The sequence below is a fragment of the Anianabacter salinae genome (genome assembly GCF_019061145.1).
GTDB classification, from domain to species: domain Bacteria; phylum Pseudomonadota; class Alphaproteobacteria; order Rhodobacterales; family Rhodobacteraceae; genus Anianibacter; species Anianibacter salinarum.
This window is the reverse complement of sequence record NZ_JAHQZS010000010.1, coordinates 20,667-45,075: the sequence shown is the minus strand read 5'-3', so window position 1 is coordinate 45,075 and position 24,409 is coordinate 20,667. Positions and strand designations below refer to the sequence as shown.

At 65.1% G+C, this 24,409-nt stretch carries 22 protein-coding genes and 1 pseudogene; 4 read left to right on the top strand and 19 right to left on the bottom strand.

Annotated elements, in window-relative coordinates:
- The 16 genes from KTJ87_RS17685 to bchF all read right to left on the bottom strand — a co-directional run.
- Positions 1 to 1,595: vWA domain-containing protein (locus KTJ87_RS17685; RefSeq protein WP_267140482.1), on the bottom strand; the 1,595-nt coding region annotated here is incomplete at its 3' end.
- A gap of 501 nt (positions 1,596 to 2,096) precedes the next feature.
- Positions 2,097 to 2,585, bottom strand: coding sequence for a c-type cytochrome (locus tag KTJ87_RS17680; RefSeq protein WP_267140481.1), 489 nt, complete (start codon positions 2,583 to 2,585; stop codon positions 2,097 to 2,099).
- A gap of 139 nt (positions 2,586 to 2,724) precedes the next feature.
- Positions 2,725 to 3,942, bottom strand: a complete 1,218-nt coding sequence (gene hemA, locus KTJ87_RS17675) for a 5-aminolevulinate synthase (protein WP_267140480.1) — start codon at positions 3,940 to 3,942, stop codon at positions 2,725 to 2,727.
- Positions 3,932 to 4,747 (bottom strand): putative photosynthetic complex assembly protein PuhE, encoded by an 816-nt coding sequence (gene puhE / locus KTJ87_RS17670; RefSeq protein ID WP_267140479.1) that lies wholly within the window; start codon positions 4,745 to 4,747, stop codon positions 3,932 to 3,934. Before puhE ends, hemA begins: the two co-directional genes overlap by 11 nt.
- A 103-nt stretch (positions 4,748 to 4,850) precedes the next feature.
- The gene (gene acsF / locus KTJ87_RS17665) at positions 4,851 to 5,984 is read right to left on the bottom strand and encodes a magnesium-protoporphyrin IX monomethyl ester (oxidative) cyclase (RefSeq protein ID WP_267140478.1); all 1,134 of its coding nucleotides are present in this window, start codon (positions 5,982 to 5,984) and stop codon (positions 4,851 to 4,853) included.
- Positions 5,981 to 6,277 (bottom strand): hypothetical protein, encoded by a 297-nt coding sequence (locus KTJ87_RS17660; protein WP_267140477.1) that lies wholly within the window; start codon positions 6,275 to 6,277, stop codon positions 5,981 to 5,983. Before KTJ87_RS17660 ends, acsF begins: the two co-directional genes overlap by 4 nt.
- Before the next feature lie 23 nt (positions 6,278 to 6,300).
- Positions 6,301 to 6,780, bottom strand: coding sequence for a photosynthetic complex assembly protein PuhC (gene puhC / locus KTJ87_RS17655; protein ID WP_267140476.1), 480 nt, complete (start codon positions 6,778 to 6,780; stop codon positions 6,301 to 6,303).
- A 10-nt stretch (positions 6,781 to 6,790) separates the two neighbouring features.
- Positions 6,791 to 7,429, bottom strand: coding sequence for a photosynthetic complex putative assembly protein PuhB (gene puhB, locus KTJ87_RS17650; RefSeq protein WP_267140475.1), 639 nt, complete (start codon positions 7,427 to 7,429; stop codon positions 6,791 to 6,793).
- Positions 7,430 to 7,467: 38 nt separating this feature from the next.
- Positions 7,468 to 8,229 carry a photosynthetic reaction center subunit H gene (gene puhA / locus KTJ87_RS17645; RefSeq protein ID WP_267140474.1) on the bottom strand — a complete coding sequence of 254 codons (762 nt, stop codon included), beginning with the start codon at positions 8,227 to 8,229 and terminating at the stop codon, positions 7,468 to 7,470.
- A 16-nt stretch (positions 8,230 to 8,245) separates the two neighbouring features.
- Entirely contained in the window at positions 8,246 to 9,685 is a 1,440-nt protein-coding gene (locus KTJ87_RS17640) for an MFS transporter (protein WP_323371854.1), read from the bottom strand.
- Positions 9,682 to 10,347 (bottom strand): magnesium protoporphyrin IX methyltransferase, encoded by a 666-nt coding sequence (gene bchM / locus KTJ87_RS17635; RefSeq protein ID WP_267140485.1) that lies wholly within the window; start codon positions 10,345 to 10,347, stop codon positions 9,682 to 9,684. Before bchM ends, KTJ87_RS17640 begins: the two co-directional genes overlap by 4 nt.
- Before the next feature lie 62 nt (positions 10,348 to 10,409).
- Entirely contained in the window at positions 10,410 to 11,228 is an 819-nt protein-coding gene (bchL, locus tag KTJ87_RS17630; protein ID WP_267140484.1) for a ferredoxin:protochlorophyllide reductase (ATP-dependent) iron-sulfur ATP-binding protein, read from the bottom strand.
- 268 nt (positions 11,229 to 11,496) lie between these two features.
- Positions 11,497 to 15,045, bottom strand: coding sequence for a magnesium chelatase subunit H (locus tag KTJ87_RS17625; protein ID WP_267140472.1), 3,549 nt, complete (start codon positions 15,043 to 15,045; stop codon positions 11,497 to 11,499).
- On the bottom strand, positions 15,035 to 16,600 hold the full coding sequence (gene bchB, locus KTJ87_RS17620) for a ferredoxin:protochlorophyllide reductase (ATP-dependent) subunit B (RefSeq protein WP_267140471.1): 1,566 nt from the start codon (positions 16,598 to 16,600) through the stop codon (positions 15,035 to 15,037). Before bchB ends, KTJ87_RS17625 begins: the two co-directional genes overlap by 11 nt.
- A gap of 3 nt (positions 16,601 to 16,603) precedes the next feature.
- Positions 16,604 to 17,890, bottom strand: coding sequence for a ferredoxin:protochlorophyllide reductase (ATP-dependent) subunit N (locus KTJ87_RS17615; protein ID WP_267140470.1), 1,287 nt, complete (start codon positions 17,888 to 17,890; stop codon positions 16,604 to 16,606).
- The gene (gene bchF, locus KTJ87_RS17610) at positions 17,887 to 18,375 is read right to left on the bottom strand and encodes a 2-vinyl bacteriochlorophyllide hydratase (protein WP_267140469.1); all 489 of its coding nucleotides are present in this window, start codon (positions 18,373 to 18,375) and stop codon (positions 17,887 to 17,889) included. Before bchF ends, KTJ87_RS17615 begins: the two co-directional genes overlap by 4 nt.
- 308 nt (positions 18,376 to 18,683) lie before the next feature.
- Here bchF and KTJ87_RS17605 point away from each other — a divergent pair, with 308 nt between their 5' ends.
- The 4 genes from KTJ87_RS17605 to KTJ87_RS17590 all read left to right on the top strand — a co-directional run bounded on the left by KTJ87_RS17605 (position 18,684) and on the right by KTJ87_RS17590 (position 22,097).
- Positions 18,684 to 19,490 carry a cobalamin B12-binding domain-containing protein gene (locus tag KTJ87_RS17605; protein WP_267140468.1) on the top strand — a complete coding sequence of 269 codons (807 nt, stop codon included), beginning with the start codon at positions 18,684 to 18,686 and terminating at the stop codon, positions 19,488 to 19,490.
- 41 nt (positions 19,491 to 19,531) lie between these two features.
- A complete protein-coding gene (gene ppsR / locus KTJ87_RS17600) occupies positions 19,532 to 20,947 on the top strand; it encodes a transcriptional regulator PpsR (RefSeq protein ID WP_267140467.1) in 1,416 nt (471 codons plus the stop codon).
- A 75-nt stretch (positions 20,948 to 21,022) separates the two neighbouring features.
- Positions 21,023 to 21,610, top strand: a complete 588-nt coding sequence (locus KTJ87_RS17595) for a TetR/AcrR family transcriptional regulator (RefSeq protein ID WP_267140466.1) — start codon at positions 21,023 to 21,025, stop codon at positions 21,608 to 21,610.
- 64 nt (positions 21,611 to 21,674) lie between these two features.
- Positions 21,675 to 22,097: an OsmC family protein gene (locus KTJ87_RS17590; protein ID WP_267140465.1), complete on the top strand. Its 423-nt coding sequence runs from the start codon at positions 21,675 to 21,677 to the stop codon at positions 22,095 to 22,097.
- A gap of 356 nt (positions 22,098 to 22,453) precedes the next feature.
- Here KTJ87_RS17590 and KTJ87_RS17585 read toward each other — a convergent pair whose 3' ends face one another.
- The 3 genes and pseudogenes from KTJ87_RS17585 to KTJ87_RS17575 form a co-directional block, all read right to left on the bottom strand.
- The gene (locus tag KTJ87_RS17585; RefSeq protein ID WP_267140483.1) at positions 22,454 to 22,984 is read right to left on the bottom strand and encodes a fasciclin domain-containing protein; all 531 of its coding nucleotides are present in this window, start codon (positions 22,982 to 22,984) and stop codon (positions 22,454 to 22,456) included.
- A 30-nt stretch (positions 22,985 to 23,014) separates the two neighbouring features.
- Positions 23,015 to 23,572 (bottom strand): annotated as a pseudogene (locus KTJ87_RS17580) (fasciclin domain-containing protein); the annotation flags it as partial.
- Between the two features lie 113 nt (positions 23,573 to 23,685).
- Positions 23,686 to 24,405 (bottom strand): OmpA family protein, encoded by a 720-nt coding sequence (locus KTJ87_RS17575; protein ID WP_267140464.1) that lies wholly within the window; start codon positions 24,403 to 24,405, stop codon positions 23,686 to 23,688.
- Positions 24,406 to 24,409: the final 4 nt, after the last annotated feature.

The following is a 24,409-nucleotide window of genomic DNA, read 5'->3' as shown; positions in this document are numbered from 1 at the left end:
TCCGAGCCAGCCGGAGCGATCAGCACGATATCGCGCGTGTTCAGCGCCTCGCTCCAGGTAACATCGAACACGGTTCCAGCGACCACTTGGGCGGGCGCGGTGACGCTGACTTCGGCGGCGACCACCTCGACCGGCGTGGTGGCAAGGATGACCCGCCCCTCATCCTGCCGATAGCGCACTTCATAGAGCCCGGGCTGGGCGGGTGCGGTCAATTCACCTTCGGTATTCGTGCGGACGGGAACGTAGCTCTCTCTTGCCTCGTCGTCTGACCCGGCCGGGGCGATCAGCACGATGTCGCGCGTGTTGAGCGCCTCGCTCCAGGAGACATCGAACACGGTTCCGGCGACCACCTTGGCGGGCGCGGTGACGCTGACTTCGGCGGCGACCACCTCGACAGAGGTAGACGCCAGAATGACCCGCCCCGCGTCCTGCCGATAGCGCACCTCATAGAGCCCGGGCTGGGCAGGCGCAGTCAATTCACCTTCGGTATTCGTGCGGACGGGAATGTAGCTTTCCCGCGCCTCGTCGTCCGACCCGGCCGGAGCGATCAGCACGATGTCGCGCGTGTTCAGCGCTTCGCTCCACGTCACGTCGAACACGGTTCCGGCGACCACTTTTGCGGGTGCTGTCACGCTGACCTCTGCGGCAACCACCTCGACCGGCGTGGCGGCCAGAATGACCCGCCCCGCGTCCAGCCTGTATCGCACTTCGTAGAGCCCGGGCTGGGCGGGCGCGGTCAATTCGCCCTCGGTATTCGTGCGGACGGGAACGTAGCTTTCCCTCGCCTCGTCGTCTGATCCAGCCGGAGCGATCAGCACGATGTCGAGCGTGTTGAGCGCCTCGCTCCAGGTGACATCGAACACGGTTCCAGCGACCACGGTTCCCGGTGCCGATATCGACACCTCCTGTACCGGCTCGGGCTCAGGCTCGGGTTCTGGCTCGGGAACCGGCTCTGGTTTCACGGCGGGAAGCGTCTCGATAACCTGCTGCACCTGCGCGAGTGCAGTGCGCAATTCGTCGGCATCTTGCGCCGCGACAAACGTTCCACCGGTATTCTCCGCGATGCACGAAAGCTGCCGCTGATCCTCACTAGCGACGTCGAACCCGATGACATGGGCTGTAAAGGCGATCCCCTGTTCCTCAAGCTGAGCCGAGATCGAGCAGGGATCGGCCTGGCAAGATTCTATCCCGTCCGAAATCAGGACCACCGTGGCCGGGTTGTCGCGGAACGACAGCCTCTCGGCGGCCTGCACCACGGCGTCGGTCAACGGCGTCTTTCCGCGCGGCGTGATGTCGTTCACCGCTTCCAGGAAGGCCGCCCGATCGACCGTCCCCGGCGGGATCATGAGTTCGATGTCGCTGCAATCGCCTTCGCGTCGATGACCATAGGCCAGAAGGCCCAGGTTGGTCGACTGCGGCCAGGTCTCGATCAGATCGGCCATGACTTCCCGAGCAGTCGTGATCTTGGCAACGCCGTCGATCTGTCCCCACATCGAATTGGAACCGTCGTAGACGATCATCACATCATCGGCGGCAGATACGGCGACAGGCAGCAAACCTGACAGCACCGACAGGACAACGGCGGGTATCTTCATGCGCTAGCCTTCCGAAAGATTGGACATTCGGCAGCTCGAATGCCGGGGACGGTTATCGCGAAGACTAAGCGAAACCGCAGTCTTTGTCCCCATTCGTTTGAAGGGGGCGGCTGGCGTGATTGCTTGCGTTGATGCGGGGGAATACTGGAACGAGCAGTCGGGCTTCGTCATGTGTTCCTCCATGGAACCAAAGCATTGCAGTGTTTCAAGGCGGTGCGTAAACGGGAACGTGCGCGCTGGTGGCTTGAGCCACGTGTTCCGCCGCCAAAGGCTCACGGCTTCGGGCCGCGATGATCTGCGACCGCTGATCGATGTCCATGACTGTTTTCTTGGTGGACGGGACATCGAGGCTCCAGATTGATCCCGCGCGGTCCGCCATGTCCATCGCTGTCGCTCGGGTTCGCCTTGCGCAAGGGCCATCTTCACCTCAGGCCGATACGGAAACGAATACGGCCGCCGGTGGTCCCGGCGGCCGCTTCCATCATGCATATCGAGCATGACTCAGTTCGAGGCCGGGGCCTCTTCGCCTTCTTCCATCTCGCCCTCGGGTGCGCCGCCGCCGAACTGGACGAGGTAGGCCCAGACGTTGGCCGCGTCGTCCTCGGAGCGGACGCGAAAGCTCATCTTGCCGCGGGCGCGGTTGTCGTCGAGATACTCACGCAAGAAACCCGTCGGGTCCTGAACATAGGCAACGAAGTCTTCCTGGTTCCACATCAGGCCCGCTTCACCGGCTTCGACCATCGAGTCCGAATAGTTGAACTCCTCGATCGTGCCGGCCTGACGTCCCCAGACGCCGTAGAGGTTGGGCGCGGCGCGGTTCGGCTGACCGCGTCCTGCGATCGTCTCGCCATCGTCGTCCTGGATGACGTGGCATGTGATGCACTGGCGGAACACGTCTTCGCCCGCAGCGGCGTCGCCGGTCGCGTGGCTTGCCGCGAATGCGGGGGCCGACAAGGTCATTGCGGCGAGAATTGCGGTGGTACGGAGCATGAGTCTCCTCCCTTTGGATCTCAAGTTACAGGGCCTTGGCGGGCCAGACATGGCCGCGCGCTGGCGATGGCACAACGGTAGCACCAGAGCCGATGGCGGCAAGGCGATCAATGATAAAAACCCTGCCACACGCTGCTTCTTACGCGACCGCGCGCGCCAGGGCGCAATGCGACCACAGGTCTGAAAGCGCCTCGACCAGATGCGCGATATCCGCGTCCGAATGCATTGGCGAGGGCGTGATGCGCAGCCGCTCGGTGCCCTTGGGCACGGTCGGATAGTTGATCGGCTGCACGTAGATTCCCCAGTCATCCATCAGGATGTCCGAGATCATCCGGCACTTGACCGGATCCTTGATCATCACGGGGATGATGTGGCTGTCGTTCGGCAGATGCGGGATGCCGATGGCATCCAGTTCCGCGCGCAGCTTGGCGACTTGCCGCTGTTGCCGGGCGCGTTCCATCTGCGAGCGCTTGAGATGCGCGATCGAGGCTGTGGCCGCCGCGGCGACGGCCGGGGGCAGGGCGGTGGTAAAGATGAAGCCCGAGGCGAAGGAGCGGATGAAATCGCACAGCGCCACCGATCCGGTGATGTAGCCGCCAACGACGCCGTAGGCTTTGCCCAGCGTCCCCTCGATCAGCGTGATGCGGTCCGCCAGTCCCTCGCGCTCGGAAATGCCGCCGCCGCGCGGGCCGTACATGCCCACCGCGTGCACCTCGTCGAGATAGGTCATCGCACCATGCTTTTCCGCGACCTCAATGATCTCGGCCATAGGGCTGATGTCGCCGTCCATCGAATAGACGCTCTCGAAGGCGACAATCTTGGGACGGTCCGGCCCGATCGCCGCCAGCTTGCGGTCCAGATCCTCGACGTCGTTATGGCGCCAGATCACCTTTTCGGCGCGGGAATGGCGGATGCCCTCGATCATGCTGGCATGGTTGCCCGCATCCGACAGGATCACCGCGCCGGGCAGGCGCGAGCCCAGCGTCGACAGCGCAGCCCAGTTCGACACGTAGCCCGAGGTGAACAAAAGCGCCGCCTCCTTGCCGTGCAGATCGGCAAGCTCTTGCTCCAGCAGAAGGTGGTAGTGGTTGGTGCCCGAAATGTTGCGCGTGCCGCCCGCGCCTGTGCCGCAGGCATCCACGGCATCCTTCATCGCCTGCATGACCGCAGGGTGCTGGCCCATCCCGAGATAGTCGTTCGAACACCACACCGTCACTTCACGGGTATCGCCGCAGCTCTTGTGGTTCTGTGCCTTGGGGAAAGACCCGCAGCGACGCTCCAGATCGGCGAAGATGCGGTAGTTTCCGTCCCGCTTCAGCGCGTCGATCTGGTCAGTGAACAAAGCGTCAAAATCCATGGGTATCCCCCCTCGTCAGTCTTTTTGGATCAGGTTTGGGCGCGGGAATCATCCAGCGCCAGAGTTTCTCGTCGGGCAGCGGCAGCACCATCAGCCAATGCTCCAGAAGGGCAAGGGCGGTCAGTGCCGAAAGCAGGGCAAAGCCGACGACCGCCATCGCGGTCTCAGCGGAATACAGACGCTCCAGCCAGCAGGCCGTCGCGAAGCTCAGAAGGGTGATCGACACCGGGAACAGCCAGCTTTGCCGGCCCCGGCGGAAATGGCTCGGCAGATGCGCCAGCGGGCGCGGCAGGAACTCGGTGTTGATCTTGGGCACGCCGAAAAACAGGTTCAGCTTGGCCGAGATGCGGGCGGCGAACAGCACGCCGAAGGTCCAGAAGGCAAACGGGTTCACCGCGTCGCGGGTGACCCAGGCCAGCCAGACGAAGGCGATGACCAGCAGCATCTCGTGATAGGCGATGGTGCCCCAGGCGCGCAGGAACCTCTCCCACTCGGGCACGAACGGCGGGCAGGGCGCCCGGTTCGGTCCCGTCACCAGCCCGGCCAGGAACGCCAGCTCGATCCAGCCCCAGATCGCCAGCGCCGAGCCGAAGGCAAGGTAGACCGCCAGCGGATCGCTGCGCCCGGTCGTCTGCATCACGCCCCAGACGCCGCAGATCAGCACCGGCAGGGCCAACAGCCCCGAGAGCACATGCCCGTCGCGTCCCGCCCGGTCGGCGGATTTAACCGCGACAAGGATGATCCCGGTGGAAAACCACCAGATGAACAGCGCCAGAACGCCAGCGATCCACGGGGAACTCAGCACGGCGCCCCCCATCTTTGGTCTCCAAATACCTCTGGGGGGTCTGGGGGGCAAAGCCCCCCAGCCGGTCGCGCGGCGTCAGCCGCGCGAAACCGCTCGATCCCGGTCAATACGCCGGCTCCAGGCGCACGTCGGCGGGCACCTCGTTCGGGATCGCCGGGATCGTGTAGAGCGAGACAAAGCACAGCCCCGCCCGAAGCCCGGCCGAGGCACGCCCGAAAAGCCCGCCGAGGCCGCCGCGCTTCTTCGCCGCGTCCATGTCGTTGAACGCGGTCTCCAGCTTGCGCAGGTTCGGCATCCAGCGCGGATGGTCGATGTCAAGCACCATCGGGAACACCTGCTTCGAGATTTCGGACGTCTTCTCGAACACCTGCTGGTCATACCAGTCGATGTCGACGCCAAGCGCGTCATGGAATGCCACCCGCGCATGGTCGCGGACCCACATCGTCGAATAGACGGCGGTGAGGAAGAACTTGATCCACAGCTTGTTCGACCAGCTTGTCGTCAGCTTGGGGTCGGTCCGCATCAGCAGGGCAAAGGCCTCGCCATGGCTGAACTCGTCGTTGCACCATTCACGGAACCACTTGAAGATCGGGTGGAACCGGTGCTCGGGGTGTGCCTCGAGGTGGCGGTAGATCGTGATATAGCGGGCGTAGCCGATCTTTTCCGACAGGTAGGTCGCGTAGTAGATGAACTTGGGCCGGAAGTAGGTGTATTTCTTCTCCCGCGTCAGGAAGCCAAGGTTCACCGCGACGCCTGCCTCGCGCAGCGCATCGTTGATGAAGCCCGCGTGCCGCGCCTCGTCGCGCGACATGTAGCTGAACAGCTCCTTGATGTCCTTGTTGGACCCGCGGCGCTTCATCTCCTTGTAAAGCACGCAGCCCGAGAATTCGGCGGTGCAGGACGAGATCAGGAAGTCGAGCACTTCCTTCTTCAGCTCCGGCTCCATCCCGTCCCAGTCGACATGATCCCAGTCCTCGGTCTTGCGGAAGTGGCCCTTGTTGGGGTCGCTGCGCATCTGGTCCATCAGCTTGTCCCAGTCGGCGCGCACGGGGGTCACGTCGACGGCGTCCAGCTCTTCGAAATCGGTGGTGTAGAAGCGCGGCGTCAGGATGGTGTTCTGCATCGCAAGGTCGGTCGCCGACTTGCTGTCGAACTTTGCCTGCTCCTGCTGCAGGGCAAGACCCTCTTCCACGGTGGTGGCGTCGGCGGTGTGCGTCGCGTTGGTCTGGACGTTCATAGCGTCGCCTCCTCGGAGAACGAGAACTCGCAGAGTTCCATGAATTCGAAATCGCCGGTCATCCGGGTCCACAGGCGTTCCACTGCGCTGGCCCGAGTGATCGTCGCGATCCGATCTTCTTCGATATGTTCGCCCCATTGCGCCAGCACCGGCGCGCCGTGGACCTTGACCGTGTCACCGGGGTGAATGACCGCCCCGTTGTTCAGCCGCACATGCGCGCTGAGCTCTTCGAACTTGTGAACGACCTCGACGGTGCAGGGCGCCGTTTCGGTTGATCGGGTAAACACTCCCATGTCGGTTCCTTTCCAGTGGCTACTTAGCGGGACATCAGCCGTTCGAATGCGGCCTTGTTGTCCCCTCCGAAATTCCCAAGTTCCACGGACCAGTTCGTTGACGGGTCGTGGATCGTCAGCCGTCCGTTGGCATAGCGGATCAGCTCGACGGGCGGGTTGCCCGCGACGTTCTGTTTCATGCGCTCGCGCGACATGCCGTTCTGGATGACGGTGATGAAGCCTCCGTGTGCCAGGTCGGCAAGCACCGCGCCGGTCTCGTCATAGACGGTGACCGCCTTCGATCCGCCGCCCTCCAGCGTGACCGTGCGGCTCTCCGTCACCTCGGCCGGTTTTGGCTGGCCGACGGGGTCGCGGTCGGTCAGCACAGCGAAGGTGACAAGCGCGAGTGACGTCATCGCCAGCGCGAACATGCCCCGCAGCAGGTTACGCGGGATCATCTCGCGGTCACGGTTCGACTTGTAGCCGATGGCGTCGGGCAAGGCGGTGTTTGTGTTGTCGGTCATCGCTTAGGTCCTATTCGGCAGGCACGGCGCTGCGCGCGGCGGGGCCGGTCATCGACACGGCCGGCTGGCTGATGCGCGTCTCGGCGGCATCGCGCAGGATGTCGGCGACGCGGGCGGCCTCTGGGATGCAGCGCAGCGCAGGCTCGGTCTTTTTCATCCGCCACGGCCGCACATGCGGCCAGGCGACCAGATAGCTGATCTTGTTGTCGCCCTTGAGGCCAAGCGCGATGGTGCCGGTGCCCGAAGGCTTGAGATCGAGCGAGGCGCCTTCGATCTGCGCAAAGGGCAGGTTGAAGGTCACGGTCAACGCCGCGCCGCCGCGCACTGCCACCCGCGCCGTGGTTATCGTGTAGACGGTGCCGCGTGCCTGGATCCACGCGATGCCATAGATGATCCCGCAAGCCAGAAGGCCAAGCGCGATCAGCGGCACCGCTGACAACAGCGCCTGTCCAGTGGGAACCGACAGCATCGCTGTCGTTACCCGCCAGATGCAGAGCAGGACGAAGTATCCCGCCACCCAGTACAGCAGCATCGATTCGCGCGCCAAAGCCCAGGTGTCGGGGCGGCCCTGCCACAAGACCGCTTCGCCGCGTGGCGGCACACCGGGCAGGCCCGGGATCGGTTCAACGGCGAAATCATCATGGCTCATGGCAGGTCCTCCCCGGTGCCTGGTGGTCGTCGAAGGGCTTAAAAGCCCTTCGATCCGTTCACATCGTACATCGTGCCGCCGCAGTAGTAGGCACAGATCTTGTCTTCCTCGAGCAGCGTCACCTCTGCCGGCGACTTCGTCGTCGGAACGCCGCCAAACGCGGTCGAGGTCAGCGAGCGCACGATCACGAACTTGGACTTGATCTTGGCCATCTGGATCGGAACGAGGCGTTTGCCGCTGCCGTCCTTCAGCTCGATCTCGAGATAGCGGATCATGCTTTCCGGCACGTCGTACCACATGTCCGAAACCGTCCCGGCGATGTTGTCGTCGCCGCCTAGTACCGGCAGGCCGCGCGGATCGTAACCGGCGGTGACGACCACGTCGTCGCGGGTGGACAGCGGCACGATCTTGACATGGCCATGCCCGTCAAGCTCGGGGATGTCGCGGCGGTTGGCCCAGGAGGCCGGGCCGACGCCATCGGCCATCGGGTTGCCCGTCGGCATGTGCGGAAAGCCCTCGGACGCCGAGGTGCGCGCAAGCGCCAGATCGGTGCGGTCGCCGCGCTGGCCCGACGGAACGGTCAACTCGCCGCGCCCGTCGCGCAGCTTGAAGGTCTTGTCCTTGGGCAGCGGGAACAGGCCCTGATTGGCCGACGCCGCGCCGTTCTCGTCCTCGAGGGGAAAGCCCTCGCGCATGTTCTCGGTCTGCAGGTAGTAGATCAGCAGCGCAAAGAAGAGCCAGAAGGCCCAGATCGCAAGCAGCGCCAGATCGACGTTGCCGAAGAAGGTTACTCCAACCATGTCAGTTCCTCCGAAATCAGGTCGGGAAGTCGGCAAGACCGATACGCCCCGCCCCCGTGCCAGTTGGTTGTTGGTTCAGGGTGATCCGCACCAGCGGGCCCAGGACGATGAGCGTCGCGAAAAGGAATGCGATCTCAAGATGATAGACGACTGAATAGCCGAACGAAGCGGTCGCCAGCGCCTCGCCCAGGTGTCCTTGCATCGCAGCGTGATCGACCACGTCGCGGATCGTCCCGCCCATCGCGGTGGCAATCCCGGCAGCCGTCGCCTGCGCCGCGCCCCACGCACCAAGCGCCAGCCCGCGCCCCGCGATCCCGCTGACCGGCAGCGTCATCGCCGCCGTCAGCGTCGAGACCGCGAACAACCCGCCGCCCAGCCCGATGCCGAAGGCGCCCGCGTAGAACAGCACTGGCGATGACATCGGCGCCGAGAATACGACCGCCGAGAAGGCGACAATCCCGAACAGGATGCCCTTGGCGCCCATCCGCATGGTGTTGTGGCCCCGCATCAGCCAGCGCGCGGCCAGCGCGAACCCCGCCAGCGCGCCCGTCGCCCACATCGCCGTCAGAAGCGTGGTCGAGGACACCGAAAGCCCCAGGATCTCGCCGCCGTAGGGTTCAAGAAGCACGTCCTGCATCTGGAAACCGATGGTGCCCAGCACCACGACGGCCAAGAGGCGCCCGGCATCGCCGCCCCGCGCCAGATCTGCCCACGCGTCGGAAAACTTCGGACGCGGCGCCTCGCGCTCTGCGCGGGTCATCGGGCGCACCTGCTCCTGCTTCCACAGGGCGATGATGTTCAGAAGGATCGTGACGACCGCAGCCCCCTGCACGACGCGGATCAGCGTCAGCGGGGTGAAATCCCGCAGCAGCCAGCCGACGACCAGCGCGGACACGCCCATGCCCAGCAGGAACATGACATACAGCAGCGCGACGACGCGCGGCCGCGTCTCGTCCGTCGCCCGGTCAGAGGCGAGGGCAAGACCGGCGGTCTGCGTCATGTGCATGCCAAGCCCGGTCAACAGGAACGCCAGCGCCGCCAGCACCTCGCCCGCGAAGGGCACATCGTGCACCGTGTCGCCGCCAAGGACGAGCAGCGCGAAGGGCATGATCGCCAGACCGCCCATCTGCCAGAGAGAGCCGAACCACAGGTAAGGCACCCGCTTCCACCCGATGGCAGAGCGGTGCGTGTCCGACCGGAACCCCAGCAGCGCGCGGAACGGCGCCACCAGCACCGGCAGGGCGATCATCACCGCGACGATCATCGCGCCGACACCCAGTTCCACGATCATCACACGGTTGAGCGTGCCCAAAAGCAGCACCGACGCCATGCCGACCGACACCTGGAACAGCGACAGCCGCAACAACTGGCCAAGCGGCAACCCGTCCGACACCGCATCGGCAAAGGGCAGCATCCGTGCCGACAGCGCCTTGATATGACCCTTCGAGACGATCACGGGCGATACTCCAGGCATTCCGAGATATAGAAGCCGCGGCTGACCCGCCCGATCCGGCGCAGATCGCCCGGCAGATCGCGCGCAAGGCGCTTTGCCGCGTGGGGCTGCATCGTCGGCGAGCGGTCGGCGCGGGGGAACAGTTGCCCCATGCCCCAGAACGCCATCAGGAACGGCGTTTTCGGCGCGACAGTGAACACCACCCCGCCAGACCGTGCGCCGAAATCGCCCAGCACGCGGTCGATCGCGGTGCGGTCGTAGTAGATCAGGCTGTCCATGGCGAAGACAAAGTCGAACCGGCCCAGGCTTGCGTCGGTCATGTCGCCGACATGGAACTGCACCAGGCCTTCATGCTTCGGCGCAAGCCGCTGGCGCGCGATGCCGACAAGCTGCGGCGAGATGTCGGCGGCCACCACCTGCGCACCCCGCGCGGCCAGCGCCGCCGTGGCGACGCCCGGCCCGCAGCCCGCATCGAGAACCCGCGCGCCGCGCATGTCCTCGGGCAGCCGCGACAGCATCAGCGCCCGCATCGCGTCACGCCCCTCGCGCACCGTCTGGCGAATGCGCGACACCGGCGCGTCCGAGGTCAGACGCTCCCAGGTCTGGGTGGCGGTGCGGTCGAAATACGCCTCCACCCGGTCGCGCGTCGCGGCATAGGCCGCGATCCCGCCCCGGACCTTGTCCTGCGCGCCGCCCGCATCGATACGCTGAGAAGACAGATCGCTCATCAATCGAATCCCAGAAGCTCAAAGATCTCGCGGTCGGGCAGGGGGTCGGGCGCCAGCCCCTCGGTCCCGTTCCACAGCGTTTCGGCAAGGCGCATGTATTCGGCGCGGCAGGCGACGATATCCTCGTCGTCCGGCATCTCGAACAGCGTCTTCTTCTTCAGCCGCGACCGGCGGATCGCGTCCAGATCGGGCATGTGCGCAATGCGGTTGAACCCCACGACGTCGCAGTAGCGGTCGACCTCGTCGGTGGCCTTGGACCGGTTGGCGACGCAGCCCGCAAGCCGCACGTTGTAGTTCTTCGATTTCGCCTGCACGGCGGCGATGATCCGGTTCATCGCGTATATGCTGTCGAAATCGTTGGCGGTGACGATCACCGCGCGGTCGGCATGCTGCAGCGGGGCGGCAAAGCCGCCGCACACCACGTCGCCCAGCACGTCAAAGATCACCACGTCGGTGTCGTCCAGCATGTGGTGCTGTTTCAGCAGCTTCACCGTCTGGCCGACGACATAGCCGCCACAGCCTGTGCCTGCGGGCGGCCCGCCCGCCTCGATGCACATCACGCCGTTATAGCCCTCGAACATGAAATCCTCGGGGCGCAGTTCCTCGGCGTGGAAATCGACGTCCTTGAGGATGTCGATCACCGTCGGCACCAGCGATCCGGTCAGCGTGAAGGTCGAATCGTGCTTGGGATCACAGCCGATCTGCAGCACGCGCCGCCCCAGCTTGGAAAACGCCGCCGACAGGTTGGACGAGGTCGTCGACTTGCCGATGCCGCCCTTGCCGTAGACCGCAAACACCTTGGCGCCCTCGATCTTCATCGAATCGTCCTGGTGAACCTGCAGCGATCCTTCGCCGTCCTGGCCCCGCAAAAGCGGCGGGGCGCCAAGTCCCTTGGCGCGCAGTCCGTCCTGCTCGCGCTGGTTGGCGCGGGCGGCGGGCGGGGATTTCGCGTCGAGAGGGCTCATGGAGTGCCTTTCTGGGGAAGCGTGTTCCCCTCATCTTTGGTCTTCAAAATACTCCGGGGGTGCGGGGGCAGAGCCCCCGCCGGATCGCGCCGCAGGCGCGACACATATGCGAAGGTCACGGTCATTCCGCCGCGATCCCTTCCACCCGGTCTTCCAACTCGTCCGCCGCGCCCATCAGAGCCGCCAGCGTCGCCGCGTCGGGCTTCCAGTAGGCGCGTTCGGACGCTTCGATCAGCCGGTTCGCCATGCGCGCCGACGCCTTCGGGTTCAGCTCCGCCAGCCGCCTGCGCATCGCCTCGTCCAGCACGAAGGTCTCGGACAGGCGCTGGTAGACCCAAGGCTCCACCTCGCCGGTGGTCGCGGACCAGCCCATCGTGTTGGTGACGCTCGCCTCGATCTGGCGCACGCCCTCGTGGCCGTGCTTGAGCATGCCTTCGAACCACTTGGGGTTCAGCTGGCGCGAGCGGGTTTCCAGCGCGATCTGCGCTTGCAGCGTGCGGACCTTGCCGGTGCCGCGGGTCTGGTCGCCGATGTAGACGGGCGCAGCCGTCCCCTTGGCACGCTTCACCGCGCGGGAAATGCCGCCGAGCGTGTCGAAGTAGTGATCGACCGTGGTGACGCCCAATTCGACCGACTCGAGGTTCTGGTAGGCGATATCGACGTCTTTCAGGGCCTTTTGCAGCAAAGCCGGGTTCTTGGCGGACTTGCCGTGGCGCGAATAGGCAAAGGACTTGCGCGCCTCGTAGGCGTCCGCCAACTCGTCCTCGTCGGCGAAAGTCGACGAGTCGACCAGCGCGTTGACATTCGATCCATAGACGCCTTCCGCGTTCGAGAACACGCGCAGGGCGGCGGTTTCCAAGTCGCAGCCCATGTCCTCGGCATAGGCGAGGGTATGGGCGCGGATGAAGTTCTGTTCCAGCGGCTCGTCTGCGGTCGCGGCTTTCCAGGCGGCTTCGGCCAGCATCCGGGTCTGCAGCGGCAGAAGATCGCGGAAGATGCCGGACAGGGTCATCACCACGTCGATGCGCGGACGCCCCAGTTGCTCCAGCGGGATCAGGTCGGCACCCGACAGGCGGCCAAAGCTGTCGAATCGCGGCACCGCGCCCATCAGCGCCAACGCCTGCGCCATCGGCCCGCCGTCGGACTTGATGTTGTCGGATCCCCACAGCACCAGCGCCACGGTGCGCGGCATCGCGTTGTGGGTCTTGAGAAGAAGCGCCGCCTGCCTGGCCCCGTCCGCCAGCGCAAAGGCTGTGGGCATCCGGAACGGATCGAAGGCATGGATATTGCGCCCCGTGGGCAGAACGTCGGTGGACCGGATCAGATCGCCGCCCGGCGCGGGGCGGATGAACTGCCCGGACAGGCCTTTCATCAGCCCGTCGAGTTCGGAATCGAGCGCCAGCAGCGCGGCAGCCTTGTCGCGGATATCGTCCGACTGGTCCGCCATCACGTCGAGATAGGCGGCGATCTCGGCCTCGGTCTTGGCGCGTCCGACGATGTGCAGGCCATCGGGGATCAGCGCATCCTCGGTTTCCAGCAGGGTCAGCCACAGCCGGTCGGGGTCGGTCTCGGCGATGTCGACCGCCTCGGCCTGGGTGCGGATCAGCGCGGCCAGCTCGGTGCGCTCATGCGCGTCCGGGGCCAGCCCGCGCCAGCGGGTCAGCGAATCCTTCAGCTCCAGAAGGCCCTTGTAGAGCCCCGATTGCGCCAGCGGCGGGGTCAGATGCGTCACCGTCACCGCGTTCGAGCGGCGCTTGGCCAGCGACGCCTCGGACGGGTTGTTGGAGGCATAAAGATAGACGTTCGGCATCTCGCCGATCAGCCGGTCGGGCCAGTCGGACGCGCCAAGGCCCGCCTGCTTGCCCGGCATGAATTCCAGCGCGCCGTGCATACCGAAGTGCAGGACAACGTCGGCTTTCAGCGTGTTGCGCATCCACAGATAGAAGGTGGCGAAGGCATGGGTCGGGGCAAAGCCGCGCTCGAACAGCAGGCGCATGGGATCGCCCTCGTAGCCAAAGCCCGGCTGCACGCCCACGAACACCTTGCCGAACTGGCGACCCAGCACGAAGACCCCGCGCCCGTCCGACTGGATCTTGCCGGGGGCGGGGCCCCAGACCGCTTCGATTGCTTTCAGCGGCGGGGTGCCGCGCACGATATCGTCGGCGCTGACATGGGCGGCGACGTTCGCCTCTTGCCCGAACTGTGCGGCGTTGCCGTTCAGGATCTGGTCGCGCAGCGCGTCCACGGTGGCGGGCGGATTGACGTCGTAGCCCTCGGCCTTCATCCGGTTCAGCGTGTTGAACAGGCTCTCGAACACCGAAAGATAAGCGGCGGTGCCGACGGCGCCCGCGTTCGGCGGAAAGCCGAACAGCACGACCGCAACGGTTTTTTCGGCGTTCTGCTTGCGGCGCAGCGTGGCCAGCCGCAGGGTTTTCTCGGCAAGCGAGGTAATGCGTTCATGGCAGGGCGCCATCGCCTTGCCTTCGCCGCCCCGGCACATGTGCGAACAGCCCTGGCAACCGCCCGCGCCGTGGCGTCCGGCAAAGACGGTGGGGTTCGTCGCGCCGTCGATTTCGGGCAGGGCCACGAGCATCGTCGTCTCGACCGGGCCAAGCCCATGACCCGACGCGGCCCATTGGCCAAGCGTCTGGAACTCCATCGGGTGCGCGGCGATGTAGGGAATATCGAGATCGGCCAGCACCTCGACCGCGGCGTCGCTGTCGTTGTAGGCCGGGCCGCCGATCAAGGAGAAGCCGGTGAGCGAGACCATCGCATCGACCCTGCCCTTGAGGTAGGTGGCAATCGCCGGGCGCCCGTCGAGCCCGCCCGAGAAGGCGGCGATCACGCGGATGCCCCGCGCCTCGAACGCGCGGATCACCGCGTCGTAATGCGCGGAATCGCCGGACAGCACGTAAGAGCGCATCAGCAGAAGGCCGACCGTCGCCACAGGCGCCTTGGGTTTGGGCAGATCGGCCAGCGAGGTCGTGATGCGATCGGGCAGGTCGGGGTGATAGAGACCGACCTCGGCATATTCGACCGGCGCCTTCGACGCGGTGCCCTTCCAGTCGCGGCGCGTTGCGTAGCGCGACAGCAGGAACCGGACCATCTGTTCGACGTTCTCGTCGGACCCGCCCAGCCAGTATTGCATGGTCAGGAACCAGGCGCGCAGGTTCTGCGCCTTGCCGGGGATAAAGCGCAGGATCTTCGGCAGGCGGCGCAGCATGGTCATCTGCTTTTCGCCCGACGCAGCGGACGGCTTGGCCGATCCGCGCAGCTTTTTCATCAGCTTCGAGATGCCCGTGGCGGGCTTGGACATGTCCAGATCGCCCATCTTGGTCAGCTGGACGATCTGCGGATCGGCGATGATCCCGATCATCGCGTCGCAGTGATCGCGGCGGGCCTTCATTTCGGGCAGGATGGCGGCGACGTGTTCCTCGATGAACAGAAGGTTCGCCAACACGATATCGGCGGTGGCGACATCAGCCTTGGCCTCGGACAGCGCGCAGGGGTTTTCGGCCCATTCGGCGGCGGCGTGGACCTTGACCGTCAGGCCGGGGAACTCGGCGCCCAGCCGTCTGGTCACACGTTCGGCCGGCCCGGCGGAATGGGCGTCCAGCGTGACGATCACCACCTTGTAGGCGGGCGCCGGTCTGATCACGTCATCGCGCATAATGGGCCTTCGCCTCATAAAGCGTCTCGACGCTGATCTCGGTGACGCCGCGCATCGCGGCGAAGCTTTCGGTGTTGCGCTTGGCCTTGCCGCGCACGAAGAAGGGGATTTTCTTGAGTTCGCGCTCGGCCTCGGCAAGCCAGACGGCCACGTCGGCGCCGGTCTGGTCCTGAACCTCGTCGCCCGTGCCGACGGGCTCGGGCGCGGCGCCGGGGCGGATATCGCCGGTCTCGTCCCGCGCGACGTGCTTGCCGCCGTGGTGCGAGGCGCCCGCGTCGTCGTGGAATTCGAAATCTTCCCGGAACATGTGCAGAAGGTGCTCTTCCAGCCCCATGACCAGCGGGTGTATCCAGGTGTCGAAGATGACGTTCGCACCCTCAAAGCCCATCTGCGGGCTGTAGCGGGCGGGGAAATCCTGAACATGGACCGGGGCCGAGATCACCGCGCAGGGGATGCCGAGGCGCTTGCCGATATGGCGCTCCATCTGCGTGCCGAGGATCATCTCGGGCGCGAGACGCTCTATGGTTTCCTCGACCTCCAGGTAATCGTCGGAAATCAGCGCCTCGACACCCATCTCACGCGCCAGGGCGCGGATCGGGCGCGCCATCTCGCGGTTGTAGCAGCCGACGCCCGTGACCTCGAAGCCCATCTCGTCGCGTGCGATACGCGCGGCGGCGGCGACATGGGTGCCGTCGCCAAAGATGAACACGCGCTTGCCGGTGAGGTAGGTCGAATCGACCGACGAAGACCACCACGGCAGGCGCAGGCGGCTCTCGTCCGGGCGGGTCGTGACGCCGGTGATCGCCTGCACTTCGGCGATGAAGTCGCGGGTGGCGCCGACGCCGATGGGCACGACCTTGGTATAGGGCTGGCCAAGGTTCTTTTCGCACCAGCGCGCGGCGGTTTCCGCCGTCTCGGGATACATCAGCACGTTGAAATGCGCGGCGCCCATCCGGGCGATGTCGGCGGGGGAGGACGTCATCGGCGCGACGACGTTCACCCCGATGCCCATGTCCGCCAGAAGCCGTGTCAGTTCCTCGATGTCGTCGCGGTGACGAAAGCCAAGCGCCGTGGGGCCGATCAGGTTGGCGGTGATCGCCTCGGTCCGGTCCATCGGCTGCGCCAGCGTGCGCACGATCTGGAAGAACGTCTCGTCCGCGCCGAAGTTTTCCTTGCGCTGGTAGCTGGGCAATTCCAGCGGGATCACCGGGATCGGCAGGCCCATGGTTTCCGACATGCCGCCGGGATCGTCCTGGATCAGCTCGGCGGTGCAGGACGCGCCGACGATGATCGCCTGCGGCTGAAACCGGTCATAGGCATCCTGCAGCGCGGTCTTGAACAGGTTGGCGGTGTCAGAGCCAAGATCGCGGGCCTGAAAGGTGGTGTAGGTCACCGGCGGGCGGTGATTGCGCCGCTCGATCATGGTGAACAGCAGGTCGGCATAGGTGTCGCCCTGCGGCGCGTGCAGCACATAGTGCAGCCCGGTCATCCCGGTGGCGACGCGCATCGCGCCGACGTGGGGCGGGCCTTCGTATGTCCAGACGGTCAGCTTCATCGGTTACTCTGCGGCCTCCAGCCTGAGCACATCCTTGCGGCGCAGGGGCCGCGCGAAGAGACCGGCGAGATCGCCCGCCTGTTCGTAGAAATGTACCGGGGTGAAGACGAGCTCGATGGCCCACTTGGTCGTCAGGCCCTCGGCCTCGAGCGGGTTGGCGAGGCCAAGGCCGCAGACCGTGAGGTCGGGGCGCGCGTCGCGGCAACGGTCGAGTTGCTTGTCGACATCCTGGCCTTCGGACAGGCGCGGGCCTTCGGCCATGAGATCAAGGTCGGGCGCGGCGATCTGGCCGTGGATGAAGGGGCTGCCGACCTCGATGGCGGTCATGCCGCATTCGCGGGTCAGGAACCGCGCGAGGGGCACCTCAAGCTGACTGTCCGGGAAGAAGAACACCGAGCGGCCGTTCAACGCGGCCGATTGCGCTGCGATCGCCTTGCGCGCGCGGGCGCGGGGGGCAGCGGTAACACGTTCGAAGGTTTCCTGATCCACGCCGAATTCGCGGGCGATGGCGGCGAGCCAAGCGGTGGTGCCTTCGTCGCCAAAGGGCATCGGAGCGTCGATGGGTGTGGCGCCGCGGCGGATCAGGGCGGCATGGGTGTCGCCAAGGAATGGTTGGGTCAGCGCAAAGACGGTGTTCGGGCCGACGGCGGGAGTGCCCTCGGCGCGGCGGGCGGGCAGCACGCGCACCGGGCCGATGCCCATGTCCGCCAGAAGCGCCAGCGCCTGATCCTCGACCACGTCGGGCAGCGCGCCGACCATCATCAATTCGCGCGCGTCGGTTTCCGGCAGGTCCGGCACCATCGAGGCAAGGCAGGCGTCTTCGCCCTGGGTGAAGGTCGTCTCGATGCCGGAGCCGGAGTAGTTCAGCACCCGGACATGCGGGGCGTGCAGCTTGGTTAGGCGTTCGGCCGCGCGCGACAGGTCAATCTTGATTACCTCTGACGGGCAGGAGCCGACGAGGAACAGACGCTTGATGTCAGGCCGGCGTGACAGCAGGCGCGCAACTTCGCGGTCCAGCTCGTCATGGGCATCGGCCATCCCGGCGAGGTCTTTTTCCTCGAGGATCGCGGTGCCGAAACGCGGCTCGGCGAAGATCATCACGCCAGCAGCCGATTGCAGAAGATGCGCGCAGGTGCGCGAGCCAACGACCAGGAAGAACGAGTCCTGCATCTTGCGGTGCAGCCAGACGATGCCGGTCAGCCCGCAGAACACTTCGCGCTGGCCACGTTCCTTGAGAACGGGCGTGTCGCGGCAGCCGCGTGCGGGGGGCAGGGGGGTCTGATCGGTCATGCCGCCACCTCGCCCTGAAGCCGCGCCATGCGCAGCTTCCACAGGAATTGCCCGGCGTTGACGACATAGGCGGCATAGGCAGCAAGGGCGAGGACCATAAGGCCTGCGGGCGCCATCGCCCCGGTCAGCAAGGCCCAGAGGTAAGCGGTGTGCAGCGCGATCACGACAAAGCTGAACACGTCCTCCCAGAAGAACGCGGGCGCGAACAGCCACTGGCCGAACACGACTTTTTCCCAGATCGAGCCGGTGACCATGATCGCGTAGAGAAAGCCGGTCTTGACGAGGATCGACACGGTTGCGGCGCCGTACCCCTCGCCGGTCCAGAGATAGCGCAGCACGAAGACCAGAGAGACCGCGAAGGCAAGGAACTGAAGCGGCGCCAGAACACCCTGAACCAGCGTCCAGACGGTCGCGTCGCGCCGTGCGCGCTCGGCCTCTGTGTAAAGCCGGACGCCCGCGGTTCCGTGTTCGGGGCGGTTGGCCATGCTGCGACTCCCTCCTACTGTCAACCTGAGCGTAAGCCCCGGCCTGACAAAGTGTCAATTCAAACTTACACTTTGATTGTCGTGCGGAATCGCGCGTCCGGCGGGGCGCGCTGCCTGATGTTTCCGCAACCGGGCCAATAAAAGCTGGCGATTTGCAGGCTGTGGCGGGAAGGCTTGCCCGGGCCGGGCGGCCCTCTGTCAATTCTCTTTGACATTGCACGGGCTCTGACCGACACTTCTTTCACGCTGCGGAGGTCTGGTCGCCCTGGCTTGATCTGGTCCAAAGACTGCAGCCCGAGGAATTCGCCATGACTGACGGCAAGCACTTTGCAAAGCCGCGTCAGACAGCGCCAATTAGACAGCCTGTCGAGTCGCTCGCCTTCCGGGTTCTGGATGTTCTGGTGTCCCGAACAGGGCGCGGGCCGCAGGCGGTCGACAGTGATCTTCTTGCCAGCTTCTGCGATGCGATCCGGGGTCCGGGGCCTGAACAGCAGGATTTCGCGCTGGCGCTGCTGCGCAAGGCGCGGGTGCCGGACGAGGCCATCGTCGATGTCTATGTGCCTGCCGCCGCACGACTTCTTGGCGATGAATGGTGTGTGGACACCACCAGTTTCGCAGATGTCACCATCGGTACCTCGAGGCTTCAGGCGATGTTGCGCGACGTGAACGAAAAGCTGGGCGAGAAGCAGTCGGTTAAGTCCGGCTGCGCGGTGTCCGCTCTCGTTGTGGTGCCGCAGGATGAATACCATACACTTGGCGCCGTCGCCGTGGTGGGACGCCTGCGCCGCGCCGGTGTGTCGGTGCGCCTGTGCATCGGCCAGAGCGACGGGGCGATGATGGATATCGCCGAATCAGCGAACTACGATGCGGCATTTGTCACCGTTCCGCAGGGCGAAAAGCTTGATGTCGTGGCGCAGCTGGTCATAAAGTTGCGGATGTCGTTGGGTTATGGCGTGCCACTGGTTGCGGGCGGCGCGTCCCTTACCCATATAAGTGAGGCCGAGCTGAAGAACCGCACCGGTGTTGATCATGCGACGAACGATCTTGACGAGGCTCTGCGCCTTTGCGGTCTGATGGCTTCCCAACACGGCTCCGGTCGTACCGAGAGGCGCTGACAGATGACAGCACCACAATTCAGGGCCCACCGGGTGAGGGCATGACGACGCGCGGATCCAGATACTGGTCCAGCGGTTCCCTTCCCCTGATTGCTCCCGATCTTCTGGGCGACATCATCGCGACCGCATCCGATGTGGCCATCGTGATCTCGGATGTCGGCAAGATCCTGTCGGTTCTCATCAATCCCGCACATGCTAGTTACGGTCGGCTCGACCATTGGGAAGGCCGCGATATCCGCGATGTCCTGACGGTGGAATCGGTGCCCAAGCTTGAATCCCGGCTCGGGGCTATCTCGGGCGGGGAATTCGTAGGTCGCCCGATCGAGCTGAACCATTCGGACAGCTACACTTGGGAATTCCCGGTGCGCTATTCGTTCCACTCCATCGGGCCTGACGGCGCGCTCTTGATGCTTGGCCGCGACCTGCGCCCCATCGCCGAGATGCAGCAACAGCTGGTCAAGGCGCAGATGGCGCTGGAGCGCGACTACGAGGCCAAGCGCGAATTCGACACCCGCTACCGCGTCCTGATGGAAGCGACACGCGATGCCATGGTCTTTGTCAACATCGCCTCGGGCCGCATCGCGGATCTGAACGCGGCCGCGGCGCTGCAGATCGGTGGCAGCCGCGATGATCTTCTGGGCGCCGCCTTTGCGCAGGAATTCGAAGGCCGCAAACGGGGCGAGTTCCTCGAAAACCTGACCAGCGCCGCCATCGCCGATTCGGATCAGCCGATCGATCTGACCGCGCGACGGTCCCGCAAGAAGCTGCTGGTCACGCCCAGCGTGTTCCGCGCCGCCGGAGAGCGCTTGCTGCTGTGCCGGATCGAGACTGCCGACGGCACCGAGGGCGTGTCCGACCAATTGGCCGAGAACCTTGGATCGCTGTTCCAGGACGGCGCGGACGGCATGGTGTTTACCGACCGCTCGGGGATCATCCTGTCGGCCAACGAATCCTTCCTCAACCTCGCCGATGTCGCGCATCTGTCGAACGCCAAGGGCAAATCGCTGTCCGATTACCTCGCGCGCGGCGCCGTCGATCTGAAGGTCCTGACCGACAACGCGTCGCGGTCCGGCCAGATGCGGCTCTATGCGACCAAGCTGTCGGGCGAATACGGCGCTCAGGTCTCCGTCGAGATTTCGGCGACCTACCTGAATGACCGGGCCAGCCCGTGCTTTGCCTTCGTGATGCGCGATGCCAGCCGCGTCGATGCGCTGCGCCGTCCCGGCATGACCGCTAACGCCGAAGGCATGAAGTCGGTCATGGAGCTGGTCGGCAGCGCCAGCCTCAAGGACATCGTCGCCGAGACCACCGACGTGGTCGAGAAGATGTGCATCGAGACCGCCGTGGAACTCACGCGGAACAACCGCGTCGCGGCCGCCGAGATGCTGGGACTTTCGCGCCAGTCGCTCTATGTGAAGCTTCGCAAGTATGGGCTCGTGAACAAGGACAGCAGCTGACCGGCACAGCCGCGCCCGTCCCTTGGCCCCCGGACGTGAAGCTGCACTAGCATTCCCTGAGGACGCTTCCCTCACATGAATGAAACACTCCCCCAGATCGTCCGGCCCGGCCGGCCACGAGAATACAGCGCCGAACAGGCGATACGCGACGTCACGGCCGTATTCTGGGAGAACGGGTATTTCGCCACGACCCTCGACAGCCTGATCGCCAAGGCGGGGCTGTCGCGGTCCAGCTTTTATTCGTTCTTCGGCTCCAAGCAGCGGGCGTTGCACCATGTGCTGCGGCTTCACGCGGCGCAGATTATCCGGGGCCTGGAGGCCACGCGCAGGGCCGCGCCCGATCCCGCGACCGCGGTTCATGACATGGCACGCAAGGCCGTCGACCCCGAAGGCGGGCGGCGCGGATGCTTTCTGGCCAACTGCAACATGGAACTCGCGCCCGTGGATCCCGTTGTCGATGGGATCGTCACGGAACATTTCCGCCTGATCGAGGACCAGTTCGAACGGTGCTACAGGGCCATCGGGGCGCTCGACCCGGCGGCCTCGGCCTCCTTCGCGCTTACCTTGGTGCTGGGCCTGATCGCGCGCCGAAAATCCGGATGCGATCCTAAGACGCTCGACGCAATGCTGGACCGGGGCATTGCCACCACTTTCGCAACCTGATGGTTGCCATCGGCAATTCCAGACTATCTGGTCCGTAAGTCTGAAGCATCTTTGAGGAGACGACATGAAACGCAAGGGCTCTGCCATCTGGACCGGCGATCTGAAGACCGGCGCCGGCACTGTAAGCACCCAGTCGGGCGTGCTGAAGGACCAGAAATACGGCTTCAACACCCGGTTCGAAGACGCCCCCGGCACCAACCCCGAGGAACTGATCGGCGCGGCGCACGCGGGATGCTATTCGATGGCGCTGTCGATGATCCTTGGCCAGCACGACCTGACCGCCGAGGAAATCGCGACAACGGCGACCGTCGAGCTGGAGCAGAAGGACGGCGGCTTCGCCGTGACCAAGGTGCACCTCGACGTGACCGCGAAGATCCCGGGCGCAGACGACGAGACGTTCCAGAAAGCGGCGACCGCAGCCAAGGAAGGCTGCCCGATCTCCAAGCTGCTGACAGCCGAGATTACGATGGACGCCAAACTGGGCTGACCAGCTGAACGACTGACCATTGACGAAGAAAGGCACCCAGAGATGGGTGCCTTTTTCTTGCGATTCAGGATGATGTCTTGCGTTTTTCGGTTTTGGATCAGAGCGGTAGCCTCGAAGGCGCATGTGCCGAGGCGATTGCCGAATGTCCCGGCAGAGACCAGTTCTCAGGGGCAGAACATGAACATCATGCCTGCTTGTGCAGGTAGTGCCCTTGCGGCCATTCTTACGTACTACTGCGCTTCAGCGCTCAGCTTGGCGCCACGCGCTTGAGTTTTTCTATCCGCTTCTCTGCCGCAACAAAAAGACCCCTCCGGCCTCTGCCGGAGGGGTCCAATGCTTTGACCAGAGGCCAGTGCTTACTTCGGCAGAAGCACGCCTTCGATGACGTGGATTACGCCGTTCGACTGCATCACGTCTGTCTGCGTCAGGACGTAGGCGTTTCCGCTTTCGTCGTAGATGTAGATGTTGCCGCTGCTCACCACGCGGGCGGAGAGCGCGTCACCCGAAATGGTGGTCAGGTGGTAGAACCCATCGCGCGAGGCGCGTTCCTGGCGGCGGATTTCGTCTGCCGTCAGCGTGCCCGCGACGACATGCGCGGTCAGCACCTTGGTGAGCGTGTCCTTGTTCTCGGGCTGCAGCAGGGTCTCGACCGTGCCTGCGGGCAGGGCGTCAAATGCAGCGTTCACGGGCGCGAAGACGGTGAAGGGGCCTTCGCTGGACAGCACGTCAACCAGGCCCGCCGCCTGCACGGCAGCAACCAGCGTGGTGTGATCTGCCGAGTTCACGGCGTTCTCGACGATGGTGCGCGAGGGGAACATCGGGGCGCCGCCGACACGGGGCACATCATCGACCATCGCCATTTCTTCGTCGGACATGTCGCTGTCCATCGCGGCCTCTTCCATCGGCGCCTCTTCGGCAGCGGGCAGCATCACCGTGTCGATCACATGGATCACGCCGTTGGACTGCTTGACGTCGGCGGTGGTCACGGTGGCCACATTTCCTTGCTCGTCGGTCAGGGTGATCATGTCACCGTCCATGCGGGCGGTCAGTGTGCAGCCGCCCAGCGTCTCGACCGGGTGCGCGCCGTTGTCGTCGGCGATCATGCCGCCAATGGCGTCCGACATCGCGGCCGCGCCGATGACGTGGCAGGTCAGGATCTCGGTCAGCATGTCCTTGTTCTCGGGCATCACTAGGGTTTCGACGGTGCCGTCGGGCAGCTTGCCAAACGCATCATCGGTGGGCGCGAAAACGGTGAACGGGCCTTCGCCCTGCAGCGTCTCGACCAGCCCCGCGGCCTGGACGGCAGCGACGAGCGTCGTGTGGATCGGCGAATTCACCGCGTTCTCGATGATGTTGCGGTCCGCGAACATCTCGGCGCCGCCCACCATGGGGTTTGCGGCCTCATGCGCGGCGGCATTGGCGAGGCCGGCGGACAGGGCAAAGGCGGTGGCGCCGGAAACAAGCGTTCTTTTCATGGTTTGATCTCCCAAGGGTTCCAAGGCTGTGCGTTAGGCACGGCGAAACCTCGCCGAGTGTTTCGATGTGACTCGAAACTCACGCCTTCGTGAGGGGGATCTTCCGACGCTCCTTAGTATCCGCCGCACACCGATGCTGCGGTCGCCAGCACCGCCGAGGCATCGACCGGCAGGCGCAGGAACGTGACGCGGCGGTTCTCGGGCGCGTTCGGGTCGTAGGTGTTCTTCAGCACATGCTCGCCGAAGCCGACCGGCGTGAGGGACACTTCGACATAGTTCGCCAGAAGCGTGCCGGTCACGCTGGCCGCGCGGCGGCGCGACAGATCGCAGTTGTAGGCGTCTGATCCGCTCGCGTCGGTATGGCCGATCACGGCGAAGGCGTAGCTTGCCAGCGCCGGATCGCGGAACGCCTCGATCAGGCTGGCGATCTTTGGCGTCTGGTCATACCGGATGCGGTCGCTGTCGAAATCGAACTCGATGGTGATGGCGACCGAGGGCAGGGCGACCGTGGCGCGCGTCGACACAGGTGCAGCGTAGTCGGGCGTCTCCGGCGGCGGCGCGGGCGAGGCGGTCACGGTGTCGGCGTTGAGATCGAGGATCAGCGTCTCGAAGGTTATGTCCGATCCGCCGCCCGCGTTCTCGAAGGTGCGCCCCTCGGGCGCGGCCCCGGCGCCAGTACAGGTCGCGGCGGACGGATTGGCAAGGCAGTTCGCCAGCGCGTTGGCCGGGGCGGCATCGATCACCGGTGCTGTGGTCTGTCCGGGAATGAATATCTCGCTCTCCTGCGCTGCGGCGGGCAGGGCGATCAGGGCAGCAAGGACAATGGCGCGCATCGGC

Excerpts from the sequence above, each read along its gene's own strand:
- KTJ87_RS17680 (WP_267140481.1), bottom strand. The coding sequence starts at position 2,585 with ATGCTCCGTACCACCGCAATTCTCGCCGCAATGACCTTGTCGGCCCCC.
- hemA (WP_267140480.1), bottom strand. The coding sequence starts at position 3,942 with ATGGATTTTGACGCTTTGTTCACTGACCAGATCGACGCGCTGAAGCGG.
- acsF (WP_267140478.1), bottom strand. The coding sequence starts at position 5,984 with ATGAACGTCCAGACCAACGCGACGCACACCGCCGACGCCACCACCGTG.
- KTJ87_RS17660 (WP_267140477.1), bottom strand. The coding sequence starts at position 6,277 with ATGGGAGTGTTTACCCGATCAACCGAAACGGCGCCCTGCACCGTCGAG.
- puhC (WP_267140476.1), bottom strand. The coding sequence starts at position 6,780 with ATGACCGACAACACAAACACCGCCTTGCCCGACGCCATCGGCTACAAG.
- puhB (WP_267140475.1), bottom strand. The coding sequence starts at position 7,429 with ATGAGCCATGATGATTTCGCCGTTGAACCGATCCCGGGCCTGCCCGGT.
- puhA (WP_267140474.1), bottom strand. The coding sequence starts at position 8,229 with ATGGTTGGAGTAACCTTCTTCGGCAACGTCGATCTGGCGCTGCTTGCG.
- bchL (WP_267140484.1), bottom strand. The coding sequence starts at position 11,228 with ATGAAGATCGAGGGCGCCAAGGTGTTTGCGGTCTACGGCAAGGGCGGC.
- KTJ87_RS17625 (WP_267140472.1), bottom strand. The coding sequence starts at position 15,045 with ATGCGCGATGACGTGATCAGACCGGCGCCCGCCTACAAGGTGGTGATC.
- bchB (WP_267140471.1), bottom strand. The coding sequence starts at position 16,600 with ATGAAGCTGACCGTCTGGACATACGAAGGCCCGCCCCACGTCGGCGCG.
- KTJ87_RS17615 (WP_267140470.1), bottom strand. The coding sequence starts at position 17,890 with ATGACCGATCAGACCCCCCTGCCCCCCGCACGCGGCTGCCGCGACACG.
- bchF (WP_267140469.1), bottom strand. The coding sequence starts at position 18,375 with ATGGCCAACCGCCCCGAACACGGAACCGCGGGCGTCCGGCTTTACACA.
- KTJ87_RS17605 (WP_267140468.1), top strand. The coding sequence starts at position 18,684 with ATGACTGACGGCAAGCACTTTGCAAAGCCGCGTCAGACAGCGCCAATT.
- ppsR (WP_267140467.1), top strand. The coding sequence starts at position 19,532 with ATGACGACGCGCGGATCCAGATACTGGTCCAGCGGTTCCCTTCCCCTG.
- KTJ87_RS17595 (WP_267140466.1), top strand. The coding sequence starts at position 21,023 with ATGAATGAAACACTCCCCCAGATCGTCCGGCCCGGCCGGCCACGAGAA.
- KTJ87_RS17590 (WP_267140465.1), top strand. The coding sequence starts at position 21,675 with ATGAAACGCAAGGGCTCTGCCATCTGGACCGGCGATCTGAAGACCGGC.
- KTJ87_RS17585 (WP_267140483.1), bottom strand. The coding sequence starts at position 22,984 with ATGGACAGCGACATGTCCGACGAAGAAATGGCGATGGTCGATGATGTG.
- KTJ87_RS17575 (WP_267140464.1), bottom strand. The coding sequence starts at position 24,405 with ATGCGCGCCATTGTCCTTGCTGCCCTGATCGCCCTGCCCGCCGCAGCG.